This window comes from Alteromonas sp. V450, assembly GCF_001885075.1.
GTDB lineage: Bacteria > Pseudomonadota > Gammaproteobacteria > Enterobacterales > Alteromonadaceae > Alteromonas.
This window is the reverse complement of record NZ_MODU01000004.1, coordinates 2189390-2207177: the sequence shown is the minus strand read 5'-3', so window position 1 is coordinate 2207177 and position 17788 is coordinate 2189390. Positions and strand designations below refer to the sequence as shown.

The 17788-nt window shown below is 45.3% G+C and carries 12 protein-coding genes; 10 read left to right on the top strand and 2 right to left on the bottom strand.

What is annotated here, in order from left to right:
* Positions 1-207: 207 nt before the first annotated feature.
* The 4 genes from aceE to BK026_RS19805 all read left to right on the top strand — a co-directional run bounded on the left by aceE (position 208) and on the right by BK026_RS19805 (position 7073).
* Positions 208-2883, top strand: coding sequence for a pyruvate dehydrogenase (acetyl-transferring), homodimeric type (aceE, locus tag BK026_RS09625; RefSeq protein WP_071815667.1), 2676 nt, complete (start codon positions 208-210; stop codon positions 2881-2883).
* 21 nt (positions 2884-2904) lie between these two features.
* A complete protein-coding gene (gene aceF / locus BK026_RS09620) occupies positions 2905-4938 on the top strand; it encodes a pyruvate dehydrogenase complex dihydrolipoyllysine-residue acetyltransferase (RefSeq protein ID WP_071815666.1) in 2034 nt (677 codons plus the stop codon).
* A 132-nt stretch (positions 4939-5070) separates the two neighbouring features.
* Complete coding sequence (gene lpdA / locus BK026_RS09615) at positions 5071-6492, top strand: dihydrolipoyl dehydrogenase (RefSeq protein ID WP_039218578.1); 1422 nt, start codon at positions 5071-5073, stop codon at positions 6490-6492.
* Positions 6493-6635: 143 nt separating this feature from the next.
* Positions 6636-7073, top strand: coding sequence for a hypothetical protein (locus BK026_RS19805; protein ID WP_256253750.1), 438 nt, complete (start codon positions 6636-6638; stop codon positions 7071-7073).
* 7 nt (positions 7074-7080) lie between these two features.
* Here the strand turns inward: BK026_RS19805 and BK026_RS09600 are convergent, their stop codons facing one another.
* Positions 7081-8151, bottom strand: a complete 1071-nt coding sequence (locus BK026_RS09600) for a LysR family transcriptional regulator (protein ID WP_071815664.1) — start codon at positions 8149-8151, stop codon at positions 7081-7083.
* A gap of 384 nt (positions 8152-8535) precedes the next feature.
* Here BK026_RS09600 and BK026_RS09595 point away from each other — a divergent pair, with 384 nt between their 5' ends.
* The 6 genes from BK026_RS09595 to BK026_RS09570 all read left to right on the top strand — a co-directional run bounded on the left by BK026_RS09595 (position 8536) and on the right by BK026_RS09570 (position 16314).
* On the top strand, positions 8536-9813 hold the full coding sequence (locus BK026_RS09595) for an efflux RND transporter periplasmic adaptor subunit (protein ID WP_071815663.1): 1278 nt from the start codon (positions 8536-8538) through the stop codon (positions 9811-9813).
* On the top strand, positions 9813-12935 hold the full coding sequence (locus BK026_RS09590) for an efflux RND transporter permease subunit (protein WP_071815662.1): 3123 nt from the start codon (positions 9813-9815) through the stop codon (positions 12933-12935). The genes BK026_RS09595 and BK026_RS09590 overlap by 1 nt, the downstream gene beginning before the upstream one ends.
* A 264-nt stretch (positions 12936-13199) precedes the next feature.
* A complete protein-coding gene (locus BK026_RS09585) occupies positions 13200-13478 on the top strand; it encodes a DUF1289 domain-containing protein (protein WP_071815661.1) in 279 nt (92 codons plus the stop codon).
* 40 nt (positions 13479-13518) lie between these two features.
* Positions 13519-14343, top strand: coding sequence for an HDOD domain-containing protein (locus tag BK026_RS09580; protein ID WP_071815660.1), 825 nt, complete (start codon positions 13519-13521; stop codon positions 14341-14343).
* A gap of 130 nt (positions 14344-14473) precedes the next feature.
* Complete coding sequence (locus BK026_RS09575) at positions 14474-15277, top strand: YdiY family protein (protein ID WP_071815659.1); 804 nt, start codon at positions 14474-14476, stop codon at positions 15275-15277.
* A gap of 278 nt (positions 15278-15555) precedes the next feature.
* On the top strand, positions 15556-16314 hold the full coding sequence (locus BK026_RS09570; protein ID WP_071815658.1) for a YdiY family protein: 759 nt from the start codon (positions 15556-15558) through the stop codon (positions 16312-16314).
* A gap of 130 nt (positions 16315-16444) precedes the next feature.
* Here the strand turns inward: BK026_RS09570 and serA are convergent, their stop codons facing one another.
* Positions 16445-17674, bottom strand: a complete 1230-nt coding sequence (serA, locus tag BK026_RS09565; protein ID WP_071815657.1) for a phosphoglycerate dehydrogenase — start codon at positions 17672-17674, stop codon at positions 16445-16447.
* Positions 17675-17788: the final 114 nt, after the last annotated feature.

The window sequence follows — 17788 nt, the reverse complement described above, 5'->3', positions numbered from 1 at the left end:
TTCGCCTTGGATTATTTAGTAAAAGGGCGAGATAGCTATTCATTCGCAGAGGCTGGTCAGGTTTTTCCTGTGCCACTGCAAAAGCAGGTGAGCCAGATTGGGTCACTGTGAGTACAACGTAATTTAGTTTTCCTTCTTTTAGCGCCTGAAAGAAAAAGGCAGTGCTAAGGGAGGATTTTCTATATAAGCAAAAAATAGGATGGCACCATGTCTGATATGATGCACCAAGATGTAGATCCTCAAGAAACTAAAGAGTGGATTGATGCGCTTGAGTCGGTTTTAGAAGAGGAAGGCGTAGAACGCGCCCACTATTTACTCGAAAAACTCATTGATAAAGCACGTCGCAGCGGCGCGCATTTACCGTATGACGCAACCACCGCCTACATCAATACTATCCCAGCAGCGCAAGAGCCAAAAATGCCTGGTGACTTGACCATCGAAGCGCGCATTCGTGCGGCGATTCGTTGGAACGCATTGATGATTGTATTGCGTGCATCTAAAAAAGACCTAGAGCTTGGTGGCCACATTGGTAGCTTCGCATCATCGGCTATGCTTTACGATGTGGGCTTTAACCACTTCTTCAAAGCGCCTAATGAGAATCAAGGCGGCGACTTTATTTTCGCTCAGGGCCATATTTCTCCAGGTATTTATGCGCGTTCATATATGGAAGGCAACTTAACTGAAGAGCAGTTAAACAATTTCCGCCAAGAGTGTGCTGGCGACGGTTTGTCGTCTTACCCACACCCTCACTTGATGAAAGACTACTGGCAGTTCCCAACGGTATCGATGGGTCTAGGCCCACTTCAAGCTATCTATACAGCACGCTTCCTAAAGTACCTAACTAACCGTGGTATTAAAGACTGTTCAGGTCAGCGCGTATATTGCTACATGGGTGATGGTGAGTGTGATGAGCCAGAGAGCTTGGGTGCAATTGGTCTTGCGTCTCGCGAAGGCCTAGACAACTTAACGTTTGTTATCAACTGTAACCTTCAGCGCCTAGACGGCCCGGTACGTGGTAACGGCAAAATTATCCAAGAACTTGAAGGTACGTTCCGCGGCGCTGGCTGGGAAGTAGTGAAAGTTATTTGGGGTAGCTACTGGGATGAGCTACTGGCTCGTGATAAATCTGGCAAGCTAATTCAGCTTATGGGTGAAACGGTAGACGGTGAATACCAGAACTGTAAAGCCAAAGGCGGCAAGTACACTCGTGAGAACTTCTTCAACAAGTACCCTGAAACAGCGGCACTTGTAGCTAACATGTCTGATGATGATATTTGGCGTTTGAACCGTGGTGGTCACGACCCAGTGAAAGTATTCGCGGCTTACCAAAAAGCTATTGATACAAAAGGTCGCCCAACGGTAATCCTTGCTAAAACGGTTAAAGGTTTCGGTCTTGGTGCATCAGGTGAAGCGCAAAACGTAGCGCACAACGTTAAGAAGATGGACGTTGATTCAATCAAAGCGTTCCGTGACCGTTTCAATATTCCTGTAGCAGACGAGAAAATTGCTGACCTGCCTTACTTCAAGTTCGACGAAGACAGCGAAGAAATGAAGTACCTTCGTGCACGTCGTGAAGCACTAGGCGGTTACTTGCCTTCTCGCCGTGAACAGGCTGAAGAGCAGCTTGAAATTCCTGAGCTAAGCGCATTCGACGCTATCTTAAAAGGTTCAGGTGATCGTCAAGTATCGTCAACCATGACGTTTGTACGCGTACTTAACGCGCTATTGAAAGATAAGAAAATTGGTAAGCGTATTGTGCCAATTATTCCTGATGAGGCCCGTACATTCGGTATGGAAGGCTTGTTCCGTCAGGTAGGTATTTACGCCAACGAAGGCCAGAAATACGTACCGCAAGATGCCGACCAAGTCGCTTACTATCGCGAAGATAAGAAAGGTCAGGTGTTGCAAGAAGGTATTAACGAGCTAGGTGCAATGGCATCGTGGGTAGCGTCAGGCACGTCTTATTCAACGTGTAACGCTACCACTATTCCGTTCTACATCTACTACTCAATGTTTGGTTTCCAACGAGTTGGTGACCTTGCATGGGCGGCGGGTGATAGCCAAGCGCGTGGATTCCTATTAGGCGCAACAGCAGGTAGAACTACGCTTAACGGTGAAGGTCTACAGCACCAAGACGGTCATTCACACGTTCAGGCGAACCTTATTCCTAACTGTATTACTTACGACCCAACGTATGGTTACGAAGTAGCAGTCATCGTTCAAGACGGTCTGCGTCGCATGTACGGTAACAATGAAAATATCTTCTATTACCTAACATTGATGAATGAGAACTATCAGCACCCTGCAATGCCAGAAGGTGATGATGTTGCTGAGCAGATCATTAAAGGTATCTACAAGCTTGAGCGTGTTGAAAACGACAAGTCTAAGCTTAACGTACAGCTAATGGGCTCAGGTACTATCTTGAACGAAGTACGTAAGGCGGCCCAGATACTATGCGAAGACTACAACGTATCTTCTGACGTTTACTCAGTGACCTCGTTCAACGAGCTTGCTCGTGAAGGTCAAGACGTAGCACGCTGGAACATGTTAAATCCAGAAGCTGAGCAAAAAGTACCTTACATTGGTCAGGTAATTACGAAAGACGCAGGTCCTGCGATTTCAGCCACCGACTATGTGAAGAACTACTCAGACCAAGTTCGCGCGTTTATTGATACAGAGTACCGTTGCCTAGGTACAGACGGTTTTGGTCGAAGCGATAGCCGCGAAAACTTGCGTACTCACTTTGAAGTTAATGCGTCATATATCGTAGTGGCATCACTTTACGAACTAGCTCAGCGCGGCGACGTTGAGAAGAAAGTGGTAGCAGAAGCCATTAAGCGTTTTGAAATTAACGCTGAAAAACTTAACCCACTTTACGCGTAAGCCAAATAAGGTATTTTACATATGTCAGATATTCAAAAGATTATCGTACCCGATGTAGGCGGTGACGAAGTTGAAGTTATCGAGCTATGTGTTGCCGTAGGCGACAACATTGAGGCGGATGAAGGCGTTGTTACTGTAGAAAGTGACAAGGCGTCAATGGACATCCCAGCACCGTTTGAAGGTGAGATTGTAAGCCTGTCTGTATCAGTAGGCGATAAAATCAAAGAAGGCGATGTGATTGGTGAAATGAAAGTTGCAGGTGGTGACAGTGCCGGTGAAGGCGCGTCTGAAGAAAACGCTTCAGATGAATCTTCTAAAGATGTACCTAAGCAAGAAGAAGCACCAAAAGCAGAAAGCAAGTCAGAGGCAGCACCTGCTACGTCTGGCGGCAGCGAAGTGATTGAAGTTGCAGTACCGGATATCGGTTCTGACGACGAAGTTGACGTAATTGATGTGTTGGTTTCAGTGGGCGACACCATTGAAAAAGAAGATGGGCTAATTACTCTTGAGACCGATAAAGCAACCATGGACGTTCCTTCAACGCACGCAGGTACGGTGAAGGAAGTATTCATCAGTACTGGCGATAAAGTGAAAGAAGGCACAGTTGTTATTAAGCTTGAAGTAGCGGGCTCAGGCTCATCTTCAAGTGAATCGGCGTCAAGTGAGTCTTCAGAAGCATCTGCTCCGGCTGCACAAGAGAGTGAAAAGCAAGAATCAGCGCCAGCGGCGTCTGCAAGTAGCGAAACCATTGAAGTAGCCGTGCCTGACATTGGTGAAGACGGTGAAGTTGACGTTATCGACGTGCTTGTATCGGTAGGCGATACCGTTGAAAAAGAAGACGGCCTAATTACGCTAGAAACTGATAAAGCCACCATGGATGTACCTTCAACGCACGCAGGTACCATTAAAGAAGTCTTTATCAAAACAGGCGATAAAGTTAAGCAAGGCACATTAGTTGTTAAGCTAGAAACTAGCGGTGGCTCATCTGAACAGGCACCATCTGCAACTAAAGCAGAAAAGCCTGCTGAAGCGCCTAAGCAAGAAGCACCTAAACAAGCGTCACAGCAAGAAGCCTCTCAAGGCCGTTCTCCTGTGCCGCCAGCGCCAGAAGCTAAGAATACAGGTAAAGCACATGCTTCACCTTCGGTTCGCCGTATTGCTCGCGAGTTCGGTGTAGACCTGACTCAAGTTAGCGGCTCTGGCCCTAAAAACCGTATCTTGAAAGAAGACGTTCAAGCTTACGTGAAAGCTGAGCTTGCGAAACCTCGCACAGCAGCCGCTTCTGGCAGCGCACCTGTGGGCGACAACGTACTGCAAATCGTGCCGGTTAAGCCTGTTGATCACAGCAAGTTTGGTGAAATTGAAGAGCAGCCGTTATCTCGTATTCAGAAGATTTCCGGTCCGTTCCTACACCGTAACTGGGCAACTATTCCTCACGTTACGCAGTTCGACGAAGCAGATATCACTGAGGTTGAAGAATTCCGTAAAGAGCAAAACGCTTACCACGCGAAAATTAAGTCTGGTCTTAAGATCACGCCACTCGTATTCGTCATGAAAGCGGTAGCGAAAGCCCTTGAAAAATACGAAGTATTTAACTCATCACTGTCTGACGATGGTGAAAGCTTAATCATTAAGAAATTTATCAACATTGGTATTGCGGTTGAAACACCGGGAGGCCTTGTTGTACCTGTTATTCGTGACGTGAATAAGAAAGGTATTGAGCAGTTGTCTCGTGAGCTTATTGAAACTTCTCAAAAGGCACGTGAAGGCAAGCTTAAAGCGGCTGACATGCAGGGTGGAACGTTCACCATCTCTAGTTTAGGTGGTATTGGTGGCACGGCGTTTACGCCTATTGTAAATGCACCAGAAGTCGCCATATTAGGTGTGTCTAAGTCTGAGATGAAGCCTAAGTGGAATGGTAAAGAGTTTGAGCCGCGCTTAATGGTGCCGCTAAGCTTGTCGTACGACCACCGAGTAATCGATGGTGCGGTAGGGGCAAGATTCTCTACTGAGGTTGCTGCAAACCTAACTGACTTACGCAGAATCATACTTTAAATAAAAGCTCGAAAAAGTTTACAATATCAGTAACATTTTCGACGATTTTATAAGCCCATTTGGTGGCATTTAGGTTATGCTATTACACAAAAGTAATAGCATGACCCTACAAGAACAGGATTGAGGTTCACAATGAGCGAAATTAAAACGCAATTGGTGGTACTGGGCGGCGGCCCTGGCGGTTATTCAGCAGCATTCCGTGCGGCTGACTTAGGTATTGAAACAGTTATCGTAGACTCACGCGACACGCTTGGTGGTGTTTGTCTAAACGTTGGCTGTATCCCTTCAAAAGCCCTTCTTCACGTTGCAAAAGTAATGAAAGAAGCGAAACACCTTGCTAGCCACGGTGTATCGTTTGGCGAGCCTACCATCGATTTAGACAAAATCCGCGAATACAAAGACGGCGTTGTTAAGCAGTTAACAAACGGTCTTAGCGGTATGTCTAAAATGCGTAAAACCAAGCATGTACAAGGCTTCGGCAAATTTACAGGCGCAAACACCCTAGAAGTAAAAAATGGTGACGACGTTACTACTATTACTTTTGAAAAAGCGATTATCGCTGCGGGTTCTGAGCCAGTAAGTCTACCGTTCATCCCAGAAGATGATCGTGTAATCGACTCAACTGGCGCTTTGGAAATGAAAGACATTCCAGAAAAAATGCTAGTACTAGGCGGTGGTATCATCGGTCTAGAAATGGGTACTGTGTACGAAGCACTTGGCTCAAAAATCGATGTAGTTGAATTCTTAGACCAGCTAATTCCAGCAGCTGACAAAGACATCATGAAAGTATTCATGAAGGACTACAAAGACAAGTTTAACATTATGCTTGAAACCAAAGTGACTGCGGTTGAAGCAAAAGACGATGGCTTGTACGTAACATTTGAAGGTAAGAACGCACCTGCTGAGCCAGTGCGCTACGACAAAGTACTTGTTGCTGTTGGTCGTAAGCCAAATGGCAAGCTAGTAGGCGCTGAAGCTGCAGGCGTAAACGTTGACGAGCGTGGCTTCATCAATGTTGATAAGCAAATGCGTACTAACGTTGACCACATCTTCGCAATCGGCGACCTTGTAGGTCAGCCAATGCTTGCGCACAAAGCGGTTCACGAAGGTCACGTTGCAGCAGAAGTTATTGCTGGACAGAAGCACTACTTCGACCCACGTGCTATTCCTTCAGTAGCGTACACTGAGCCAGAAGTTGCTTGGGTTGGTCTAACTGAAAAAGAAGCGAAAGAGCAGGGCGTAAGCTACGAAACTGCAACCTTCCCGTGGGCAGCTTCAGGCCGTGCAATTGCATCTGATGCTACTAACGGTATGACCAAGATGATCTTCGATAAAGACACGGGCCGTGTTATCGGTGGTGCAATGGTTGGTACAAACGCAGGCGAAATGCTTGGCGAAATTGGCCTAGCTATTGAGATGGGTGCTGACGCTGAAGACGTAGCATTAACTATCCATGCTCACCCAACGCTTAACGAATCAATTGGCCTTGCGTCTGAAATCTTCGAAGGAAGCATTACTGACCTGCCAAACCCAAAAGCGAAGAAAAAGAAGTAAATTAGCTTCTTTTAAGACTACTTTAAAAACCCGCTTTTAAGCGGGTTTTTTTGTACTACACTTTTATTTCAAGCAAATGTATTTCAAACCTCATACCATTGTGAACAAGCATGTTAGGCAAAGGAAATATTAAGTGGTGATAGATGCCAACAAAGATTAAAGACCCATTAAAAGTACAGACGAAGTTTGGGGAATACCGTGTTGAACTTCAAGGAAACATTATTCGCCTAGATGGAAAGGGAGTCGTAACAAAAGCGCTTTTTCAACACTATCACGAAGATATCAAAAAACTCGCTTTGCCCTTAGGCGGACAACCCTGGGGCTTTTTAATTTTTGTGCAGGGCGTCGGAATTTTAACGCCAGATGCGGAACAAGCGCTAATTGAATCTGTGCGTCTTAGAAAGCAATACGGTATGCAAGCTTGTGCTTTTGTTACCAAAAAAGCGGATATACCTGCTCTAGTTAAAAGTCAGTTTGAACGCGTATATGCGGCCGCCAAGCTAGAATGCTATTTTAGCGATTCTGAAAATGATGCGCTTGCATGGCTAGCGGCACTTGGTTGCTCTCTAGATAAAGAGTAATAACGACTTAAGCGGTTTGTTTGCCAGCTATGACTTTTGTTTCTTCATCGTTACTTGGTGTTTGTAAGTGCGCGGGCGTGAACGCTTCACAATCCATATTACGCTGATCCATAAAACGTTTAACGGTCTCTGCACAGTATGCTTTCCTGCAGCATTGAGAAAGCAGCATTTCGTGGCGCTGTACACGCTCGCGAATAAATTTAACAACCAACCCTCTAAGCCACTGCAATCCAGCATCTTGGTCTTGCCGTTTATGCCACATAACCGACAGTGGCGAGCTTATAATCTCCACTGGTGTCTCAAATACCGCTAGTTCGCCGGAAAATATTTCTTTTTCCATTACCAAAGAAGGGGCAACACAAATCAGATTACTCTCTTTTAATAGCGGGGTGGCGTTATAAAATTGATTTACTGACATCGCCACGCGGCGCTTAAGGCCTAAATTCGCTAGCACCTGATCTGTAGGGCCAGTCACATCGCCGGTAACGGAAACCAGAAGATGGTCAGCCGCGACAAAGTCTTCTAACGTTAGTTGTGATTTTGCAAGCGGATGATCGGGGCGCATTACTACCACCCAACTAGGGTCGAGAACATGCTCAGCGCGAATAACCGAACCAGGCTCCTGGTATTTAGAAAATGTCAATTCGGCTTCGGCATCTTTGAGTATTTTATCGGTTTCCATGTCGTAATTAGGAATGGCATGGATATTAATACCTGGCGCTTCATTTTCAATAACTTTGCGAAGCGGCCCCCATACCATGGAAACAATACTGTCAGTTGCGGCTATACGAAAAGTGCGCTTAGCCGTCGCAGGGTTGAAGTCTGTGGGGTTAACGGCAACTTCAAGCTCACCTAATGGCCCTTGAATTTGGCTCCACAAGTTTTTAGCAAACGATGTTGGTTGAATACCTCGTCCGTCCTTAACAAACAGCTCGTCATTCCAAGCGACTCGCATGCGAGATAGTGCGTTAGACACCGCCGGCTGCGTCATTGATAACCTATCAGCCGCGCGGGTAATGGCACCCTCGGTCATGATGGCATCAAAAATCATCAACAAATTTAAATCATGTGGGCGCATTGTTTTCTCTACTGTCTATTAGGTACGTTCATCTACTGATTTATCAATCAATAGTAATTTTGTATGTAATTCAACTGACATAGTTTAGTTATAGGTTATAGCGAAAAGTATTTACTTTCCATATGAATGAGACGAGCGACACTGATACATTTCAACGCCGCAGCCCACTATTTACTTAAGTTTCGGCTTTTCCTATAGATTTTTTGGTTTGCTCTGTAGCAAAACGCTTCTTAATTTAAAAAAAAGCCCTTTCCTTCGGGAGCTATTCTCAATATATAACATCATGTGATGTGTTGCATATAAAAAGATAATTATTTTTATTGTTTGAGGGTGTGCATAATGCGCGGCATCAAACTTTAGTTTAATTTTTAAGAGAATCTTGCAATGAAAACTTTTTCCCGTTTATTGGCAATTGTAAGCCTAACTGCGCTAGTCGCTGCATGCGGTGGTGACGAGCAGGATCCAAGTCAATCAATGAGCGCTAACGCAAATGCAGGCGTTCCTGTGGATGTTGCAACGGTAGTATCACAACGGTTAACCGAATGGGATAACTTCACCGGTCGCTTAGAGTCGCCACACATTGTTGCGCTTCGCCCCCGCGTATCGGGCTATATCGACTTTGTAGCGTTTGACGAGGGCGAATATGTTGAGCAAGGGCAAACGTTGTTTCTGATTGATAACCGCACGTTTAAAGCGGAAGTTGACCGCCTTACCGCTCAGCTTGAAGAAGCAAAAAGCCGAGTTCAACTGGCCGAACAAAACTACAATCGCGCATTTAAATTGCGTAAAACTCAAGCAGTATCTGAGGAAGTACTTGATGCCCGTCTAGCGGAAAAAAATCAGGCATTAGCAAGTCTGAATCAAACTCAGGCTGCTTTGGAAGTCGCGCGCTTAAATCGCGGTTTTGCTCGTGTTGAAGCGCCTATTTCTGGACGAGTATCGCGTGCCAACATCACAGAGGGTAACTTTGTGACCGCAGGACAAACTGAACTCACCCGCATCGTTTCCACCGACCGATTGTATGCGTATTTCGATATTGATGAGCAGACGTATCTGAACTACGTAGGTAGCGATAACAACGCGTCTACCGCAGTCAATGAACAGCCAGTGGCTATGCGCCTCGCCAATGAGTCTGATTACAACCACTGGGGCCAAATCGACTTTATTGACAACCAGGTTAACGGTAGCACCGGCACACTTCGCGTTCGCGCTGTGTTTAATAACGAAGAAGGGCGTTTGATTCCTGGCTTATTTGCACACCTAAAGTTAGCAGGTGATACCGATGAACAGGGCATTCTTATTAAAGAAAAAGCTATCGGCACAGATCTCAATAACAAGTTTGTACTGGTTGTAAACGACGAAAGTAAAGTGGAATACCGCGCGGTTAAGCTAGGTGACAAAGTGGGCAGCATGCGCATTATCACAAGCGGCTTGAATGTAAACGACACCATTGTGGTTGATGGCTTACAGCGCGTTCGCCCTGGTGCCCAAGTTGCCGCAAACGAAGTGTCTATGGGTGATGAAGATGCACTGGCTAACTTATCTAGCTGGCAGTCACGCGTTGATAACGCAACACAACTAACCCAAAACATGGCGCAGGTTGAAGACGTTTTATCTGGTGGTTCATTTACCTCAGGTACAGCAAGAGCAGGTCTTAAGTAATGAATATCTCGCAGTTTTTCATTAGCCGCCCGATTTTTGCGGGCGTGCTTTCTCTACTTATTTTTATCGGTGGTGCAATTGCTGTTTGGCAACTCCCTATCACTGAATATCCAGAAGTCGTGCCGCCTACCGTTGTGGTAACTGCGAATTATCCCGGTGCAAACCCAGAAGTGATTGCCGAAACCGTTGCAACACCGCTAGAGCAAGAAATTAACGGTGTTGAAAACATGTTATATATGTCGTCACAGGCTACCAGTGATGGCCGTATGACGTTAACAATCACGTTTGCCATTGGCACTGATCCAGATGAAGCTACAACGCTGGTACAAAACCGTGTAAACCGCGCGACACCGCGTTTACCTCAAGAAGTGCAGCGCCTAGGTGTGGTAACCGAAAAATCGTCACCAGACTTAACCATGGTGGTGCATTTAACGTCGCCTGATAAGCGTTATGACATGCTTTATCTTTCAAACTATGCTGATCAGTTTGTTAAAGATGAACTAGCGCGAATTAATGGTGTTGGGCAAGTGCGCCTGTTCGGTGCTGGTGAGTTCAGCATGCGCGTGTGGTTAGACCCTAACAAACTGGCTGCGCTCCAGTTAAACCCTGGCGATGTGGCAGCAGCTATCGCCGACCAAAACCAGCAAGCGGCGGCAGGTAGCCTAGGCGCACAGCCTACGGGTACCAGCGAATTTCAGTTGCTTATTAACGTACGCGGCCGTTTAAAAGATGAAGCCGAATTTGAGAATATTATCGTTAAGTCGGGTGAGAATGGCGAAATAACCCGTCTTAAAGATGTTGCGCGTATCGAACTAGGTTCAGAGTTTTATGCATTGCGTTCACTTATTAACAATAACCCTGCGGCAGCGGTGCCGGTTTTCCAAGCTCCAGGCTCTAACGCAATTCAAATTTCAGACGACGTTCGCGCTCGTATGTCGGAACTGTCAAAGGCGTTCCCTGAAGGCCTTGAATACGAAATAGCCTACGACCCAACTGTATTTGTTCGCGGTTCGATTGAAGCGGTAATTAGTACACTTCTTGAAGCGGTATTGTTAGTTGTACTGGTTGTTGTACTGTTTTTACAAACATGGCGTGCGTCTATTATTCCACTCGTTGCGGTACCTATTTCACTTGTGGGAACGTTCGCTTTTATGCAGCTGATGGGCTTCTCGCTGAATGCACTGTCCCTGTTTGGGCTTGTATTAGCAATCGGTATTGTTGTGGACGACGCTATCGTTGTTGTCGAAAACGTAGAGCGTAATATTTCTGAAGGCAAGGCACCTTTTGATGCCACCGTACAAGCAATGAAAGAAGTAACCGGTCCTATTATTGCCACAACACTGGTGCTCGCTGCGGTATTTGTACCTACCGCTTTCATGAGCGGCCTTACCGGGCAGTTCTATAAGCAGTTTGCACTTACTATCACTATTTCTACAGTAATTTCTGCAATTAACTCGTTAACGCTAAGCCCTGCATTATCTGCATTACTGTTGAAACCTCACGGTAAAGCGAATGACTGGCTAACCCGATTGATGGATAAAGTGTTTGGCCGTTTTGTGTTTGCACCGTTTAACCGTTTCTTTGACCGTAACTCAAAGCGCTACACTGGTGCTGTGGGTGGACTTATCCGTAAGAGCAGTATCATTATGGTGCTTTACGCAGGTTTGCTAGGGCTCACTTACTTCCAGTTTGCCAATACACCAACGGGCTATGTTCCGCCGCAGGATAAGCAGTATTTGGTCGCCTTTGCTCAATTGCCTAATGCAGCAAGCTTAGACAGAACTGAAGAAGTGATCCGTGAAATGTCTCGTATCGCGATGGAACACCCTGGTGTTGAAGATGCAATTGCATTCCCTGGCTTGAACATTAACGGGTTCACTAATAGCCCAAGCTCAGGCGTGCTGTTTGCAACCCTGACTGACTTTGATAAAAGAACGACGCCTGACCTATCGGGTGGTGCTATTGCTGCCCAGCTTAACCAAAACTTTGGGTCTATAAAAGGTGCCTTTGTGGCGATATTCCCGCCGCCACCAGTAATGGGGTTAGGCACGATTGGTGGTTTCCGTTTGCAGGTTGAAGACAGAGGAAACCTAGGCTTTGAAGAACTTGAGCGTGTAACGCAAGAAGTGATTGGCAAAGCGTGGGCACACCCAGCGCTTACCGATGCGTTCACTAGCTTCACTGTTGCTGTACCTCAGCTAGATGTAGATGTAGACCGTGAAAAAGCGGTAAGCCAAGGTGTAAACATCGATACCTTGTTTACCACCATGCAGGGCTACTTAGGTTCGTTATACGTGAACGACTTCAACTTGTTCGGTAGAACTTACCAAGTAAATGTACAAGCTGATGCCCAATACCGTCAGGATATTGAGAACATTACGCAGTTTAAAGTGCGTAATGCACAAGGTGAGATGATCCCGCTTGGCTCATTCTTGAACATTGAGCACAGTGCAGGCCCAGACCGTGTTATGCACTATAACGGATACGTCACCGCTGAAATAAACGGTGCAGCAGCGCCAGGCTATTCGTCTGACCAAGCGAAGGCGGCTATTGAAGAAATATTGGCTGAAACCTTACCCCTTGGCATGACTTACGAGTGGACTGAGATTACTTATCAGCAAATATTAGCGGGCAATGCATCAGCGTTTGTATTCCCATTAGTTGTGCTTTTAGTGTTCTTAGTGCTGGCTGCGCAATACGAAAGCCTGCGTTTGCCACTGGCAATCATATTGATTGTTCCCATGACTTTGCTGAGCGCGCTTATTGGTGTGCAAGTTTACGGCGGCGACAACAATATTTTCACCCAAATAGGCTTGATTGTCTTGGTTGGCCTTGCTACCAAAAATGCCATTCTTATTGTTGAGTTTGCGAAAGAACTTCAAGACAAAGGAATGGACGCGCTTTCAGCCATAAAAGAAGCAAGCCGCTTACGTCTTCGCCCCATACTCATGACATCCATTGCTTTCATCATGGGTGTGCTGCCAATGGCGGTGTCAACCGGTGCTGGCTCTGAAATGCGTCAAGCCATGGGGGTGGCAGTATTCTCAGGCATGATTGGTGTTACCGTATTTGGCCTTATCTTAACCCCAGTATTTTACTACCTCATACAGCGTAAAGGTTAACTCTCCCGTCTACCCAAGCGTTGCCCTCTTAAGGGGCTCTTTAGGCCACTCATTTGAGTGGCCTTTTTTTATGCCAGTAACCTGTCCTATCAAAACCGGTATTAAATAAAAATGCTAGGGTGCAGATTGCAATGAAGTGGCATAACATTGGTATACCTCGCGCATAAATGTATAATTTGCTGCTAATGTCTAGTGGTTAAAATCAGCAAGTTACGTTTAACTTTATAATGAAGTAAGCCTTAAACCTTTATTTAGGCCAGAAGCATGGCAGAACAAAGCTCACCGTCGATGCAGTTAGAATTTTTCGAAATTCCAAGCCCATGTATTGGGGTATGTGAGTCTGGGCCGAAAGGATTTTGTAAGGGGTGCTTTAGAAGCCGTGACGAGCGTTTGTATTGGCTCAAGGTGGACGATGCCACTAAACGACAAATAATCAATGTCTGTGTAAAGAGAAAACGCGCATTTTTAGCAAGGCAGAGAAGAGAGAACATGCAACAACCGAAGCAAGATAGTCAGCAATTTGATTTCTTTGAAGGTGAATGAAACGAACTGTTAGCATAACAGCCAGTGATGAGAGTATAAGATGTCGTTAGATAAATACGTAGCGTTCGCCACAAAATCATTTACCATGCCTGAAGTCTGCGTGCGTATTCGCGAAACGTTGGATGATCCTCGCTCTAGCGCTGAAGATATAGGAAGTTTAATTAGCATCGACCCCTCGCTAACGGCCAAAGTCTTAAGATTGGCAAACAGTTCTCTTTTTCGGTTTCCGTCACAAATAGAATCTGTGGCAAAAGCAGTAAATGTGATTGGTGGTGAAGCGCTATACAACTTGGTTATAGCCGAAACAGCAAACAGTGCCTTTAAATGTTTTGACAATCAGCACATCGATTTAGACAAACATTGGTACGGCTCCGTTTTTTGCGGGATGGTTGCAAAAAGTCTAGCCATGCGTCTGAATATTAGAGGGGCAGAACGCTTTTTTGTAATGGGTATTTTGCACAACCTCAGCGAGTTGGTAGTGGCAAAACGGGACCCTAAACGCTATCAAGCATATACGTCTATTGAAAATACTGAACTTCCATGCATGAACCAACACGCCTATTTTGGTTTTACGTTTGCGCAATGCAGCGGTATCATCTTGGAGCGATGGTTGTTACCTTTAGTGCTGTTTTATCCTGTCAGTCATATGAATGATGTCGATAAACAACACTTAGACATTGACATAGCGCTGTTGGCATTAGCTCATCGTATTACGTTGAGCCAAGTAGACGACGAACGTTATGCCGATATTGAACTTTTCTCGCCAAATATAGCCAATATAGTTGATTTAGATATGGAAATGATTGGTAATGCTATTGATTATGCTGAACAAGAAACGGCAAAAATTGTTTCATTGATTCACTAGGTGCGTGCATATCATCCATAAAATAAGGTAAGACTCTTACCTGAAATCACGCTCCCATTGGGAGTAGTCGCAAGCAAACGTCGAACTAAGACGTAATCTGAAAATAATAAGCTAAACGAAAAATAAGATTATGTTTAACAAGCTCCTCCTTTCTGTAGTTGCAATATGTACACTTTGCGCTGGTGTATGTGCCCCCTTGCAAGCAAAAGATCTCATCAGAACGTTATACCACGCTGATTTTACACCTGACACCGACGACGAGATCCCTCGGTTTCGACTCGATGGTGAGTTAGGTGTACTTATTAACACCGGAAACACCTCAGCAGCGAGTGTAAAGGCGGCTGTTAACTCTGACTATGAAACAGAGAATTGGAGTAGTATTTATTTCGCTGAGCTTTTGTATAAAGAAAGCGGTAGCCCCACGTCGCAACGAGAAGTTAGTGCGCAGCGCTTTTTCGGTAGTGCTCAGTTTGATTACAAGTTGCTAAGTCCAGGGCGTCGTTTGTTTATGTACGGTGACTATGAAGACGATCAGTTTAATGGCTACGACCACCGAGCGTCGTTAGCTGCGGGATGGTCACAACGCCTTTGGCGCAATGAAGACAGTGAGTTTCGATATAGTATTGGACCAGGATATAGCTTTATTGAAGCAGAGGAAAACAACGATAATCTTGTTAACGACGGTATTATCGTTCGTGCATCTGCAGAATATAAATACCATTGGAGTTCAGGGGCTAAATTACGCCAATTTCTCAGTACAGAAGCTGGAGAGGAAAACACCAAGTCACGTTCAGAAACCTCGTTGTCGGCGAATGTATTTGGTTCACTAGCAATGAAGCTGTCGTTTATTTTAAATTATGAGTCAGATACACCAGAAGATGTAGATTCTTTGAGTACAGAGACTTCAGTAGCGTTGGTTTATCAGTTTTTTTAAAAATGAATGCGTTCATAAAGGTTCAAAGCGCTTTATCCCATGGCCCATATCATGTCACCACTAGGCAATTAGTGTAAATTGTCTCGAAAAAGTGCTGATTACACCTTGGTTTCATTGACTGACTGAGTGAAATCGGTACACTGCGCAACATCACTGCCGGCGCTCAAGAACTGAGCAGTTCGGTGCAAGCCAAATTTTACAGTATTCGCGTTGTGCGCCCCTGTCGTTCTTATGGGTTTCTGCATAACAAATGGAAAGACAACTAATAGGATTGTTTAATGAAAAAGCAACTGCTCGCGTCTCTAGTAGCATTATCTCTCTCTCCCGCTGCCTTTGCACAAGATGAAGACGTAAAACCTTTTACTATGGAAGGTGAGTTAGGATTTATCTCAACGTCTGGTAACACTGAAACAACGTCTATTAGTGCAGGCATTCAAGCGCACCAGGAATTAGAGAACTGGAGTAATGACTATGTTTTAAAAGGTCTTTACAAGCAAGAGACAGTTCAACGTGAAAATGAAGCAGGCGAGCAAGAAGATTTTGAATTTACTTCAGCGCAGAAGTTCTTCGGGTCAGCGCAGGGTAACTATAAGCTAGAAAACCCAAACAACCGACTGTTCGGCTTCGCGTCATACGAAGATGATCGATTCAGCAACTTTAACTACCAAGCTACCATTGCTGCTGGTTGGAACCAAAAGGTAATACAAAATAAACGCCACACGTTAGAGTATTCAGTTGGTCCTGGTTATTCATTTATTGAAACGCAAGAAGGTGAAGATTTAGATAGTGTAATACTTCGTGCATCAAGCGCATATTCGTGGAAAATCTCAGACACAGCTAAATTTACTCAAACGGTGAGTACGGAAGTGGGTGCTGACAACACCAAGTCGCGCGCTGAGTCGGCGCTTACAGCTACGATTAGCGGAAACCTTTCTATGCGTCTTTCTTTTAAGTTGGACCACAACACCAACGTTGACGAAAACGTAGAGAAACTTGATACCGAAACTGCGGTTAGCTTAGTTTACAACTTCTTCTAAGTTTTTCTGAATGCCTGGGCCAGCGACAAGGTAGCCTAATAGCTGGAATGGCATGCCGTGAAAACAGAGGTACACATACAAAAAACGCTGCGTATTTTGCAGCGTTTTTTTTGCTTGTTTAAAGCCGATTTTAGTGAAGAATACGAGTTTTGATCGTACCGTCAATCTGTTGAAGCTCTGCCAATGCTTCATAGCCACGGTCTTCTTTCACATCCACGACCACGTAACCAATTTCCGAATTTGTCTGTAGGTACTGAGCTTCAATGTTAATGCCTTTTTCTGCAAACGCTTGGTTAATTTGAGTAAGTATGCCTGGCTGGTTCTTATGCACATGTAGTAAACGCGAGCGGCCGGTGTGTTCAGGAAGCGATACTTCTGGGAAATTCACGGCTGACAGCGTTGAACCATTGTCACTGTACTTCGCTAGTTTACCCGCAACTTCAATACCAATGTTTTCTTGCGCTTCTTGTGTGCTACCGCCTACGTGTGGCGTAAGAATAACGTTGTCAAACGCGCGAAGTGGTGATTCAAACTCTTCCGTGTTTGACTTGGGCTCTACAGGGAACACATCAATTGCTGCGCCGTTAAGGTGGCCGCTTTCCAATGCGTTGGCAAGCGCTTCAATGTCGACCACGGTACCGCGAGACGCGTTGATAAGTATGCTGCCTTTTTTCATTTGTGACAGCTCTTTTTCGCCAATCATATCCTGTGTTTGCGGCGTTTCAGGCACGTGTAGTGATACCACATCAGAAGTATTAAGCAGCTTCTCTAATGATTTGACCTGCGCCGAGTTCCCCAATACAAGCTTATCTTCTATATCAAAGAACTGAACGCGCATACCTAGGTGTTCAGCAAGAATACTCAGCTGCGTTCCGATATGACCGTAACCGATAATACCGAGGGTTTTCCCACGCGCCTCATATGAACCTACCGCTGTTTTTTCCCATTCCCCACGGTGTGCTTTGGCATTTTTTGACGGCACTTGGCGCAGCAGCAGAATGATTTGACCTAGTACTAATTCGGCTACGGAGCGGGTGTTAGAAAATGGAGCGTTGAATACGGGAATACCGCGTCGCTGAGTAGCTTCAAGGTCGACCTGATTCGTACCAATACAAAAACAGCCGATGGCGACAAGTTTTTGGGCAGCGTCAACAACCTTCTCTGTAATTTGCGTGCGCGAGCGGATCCCGACAAAATGAGCATCTTTAATTTTTTCAATTAGCTCATCTTCTGGAAGGGATGTTTTAAGAAACTCTATGTTGCTATACCCATTGTTTTTAAGGGTTTCCAAAGCGCTTTGGTGAACACCTTCTAACAACAATATCCGGATTTTATCCTTCTCTAATGAAACTTTGCTCATGAACTCGTTATCTCTCGCTGATGTGATGTAATGTACTAGAAGAGGTATCTAACCATAGCGTTCTTCTACGTAAGCTCATTACCGTTAATTATAAAAACTGTGTTCGAGTGGCCC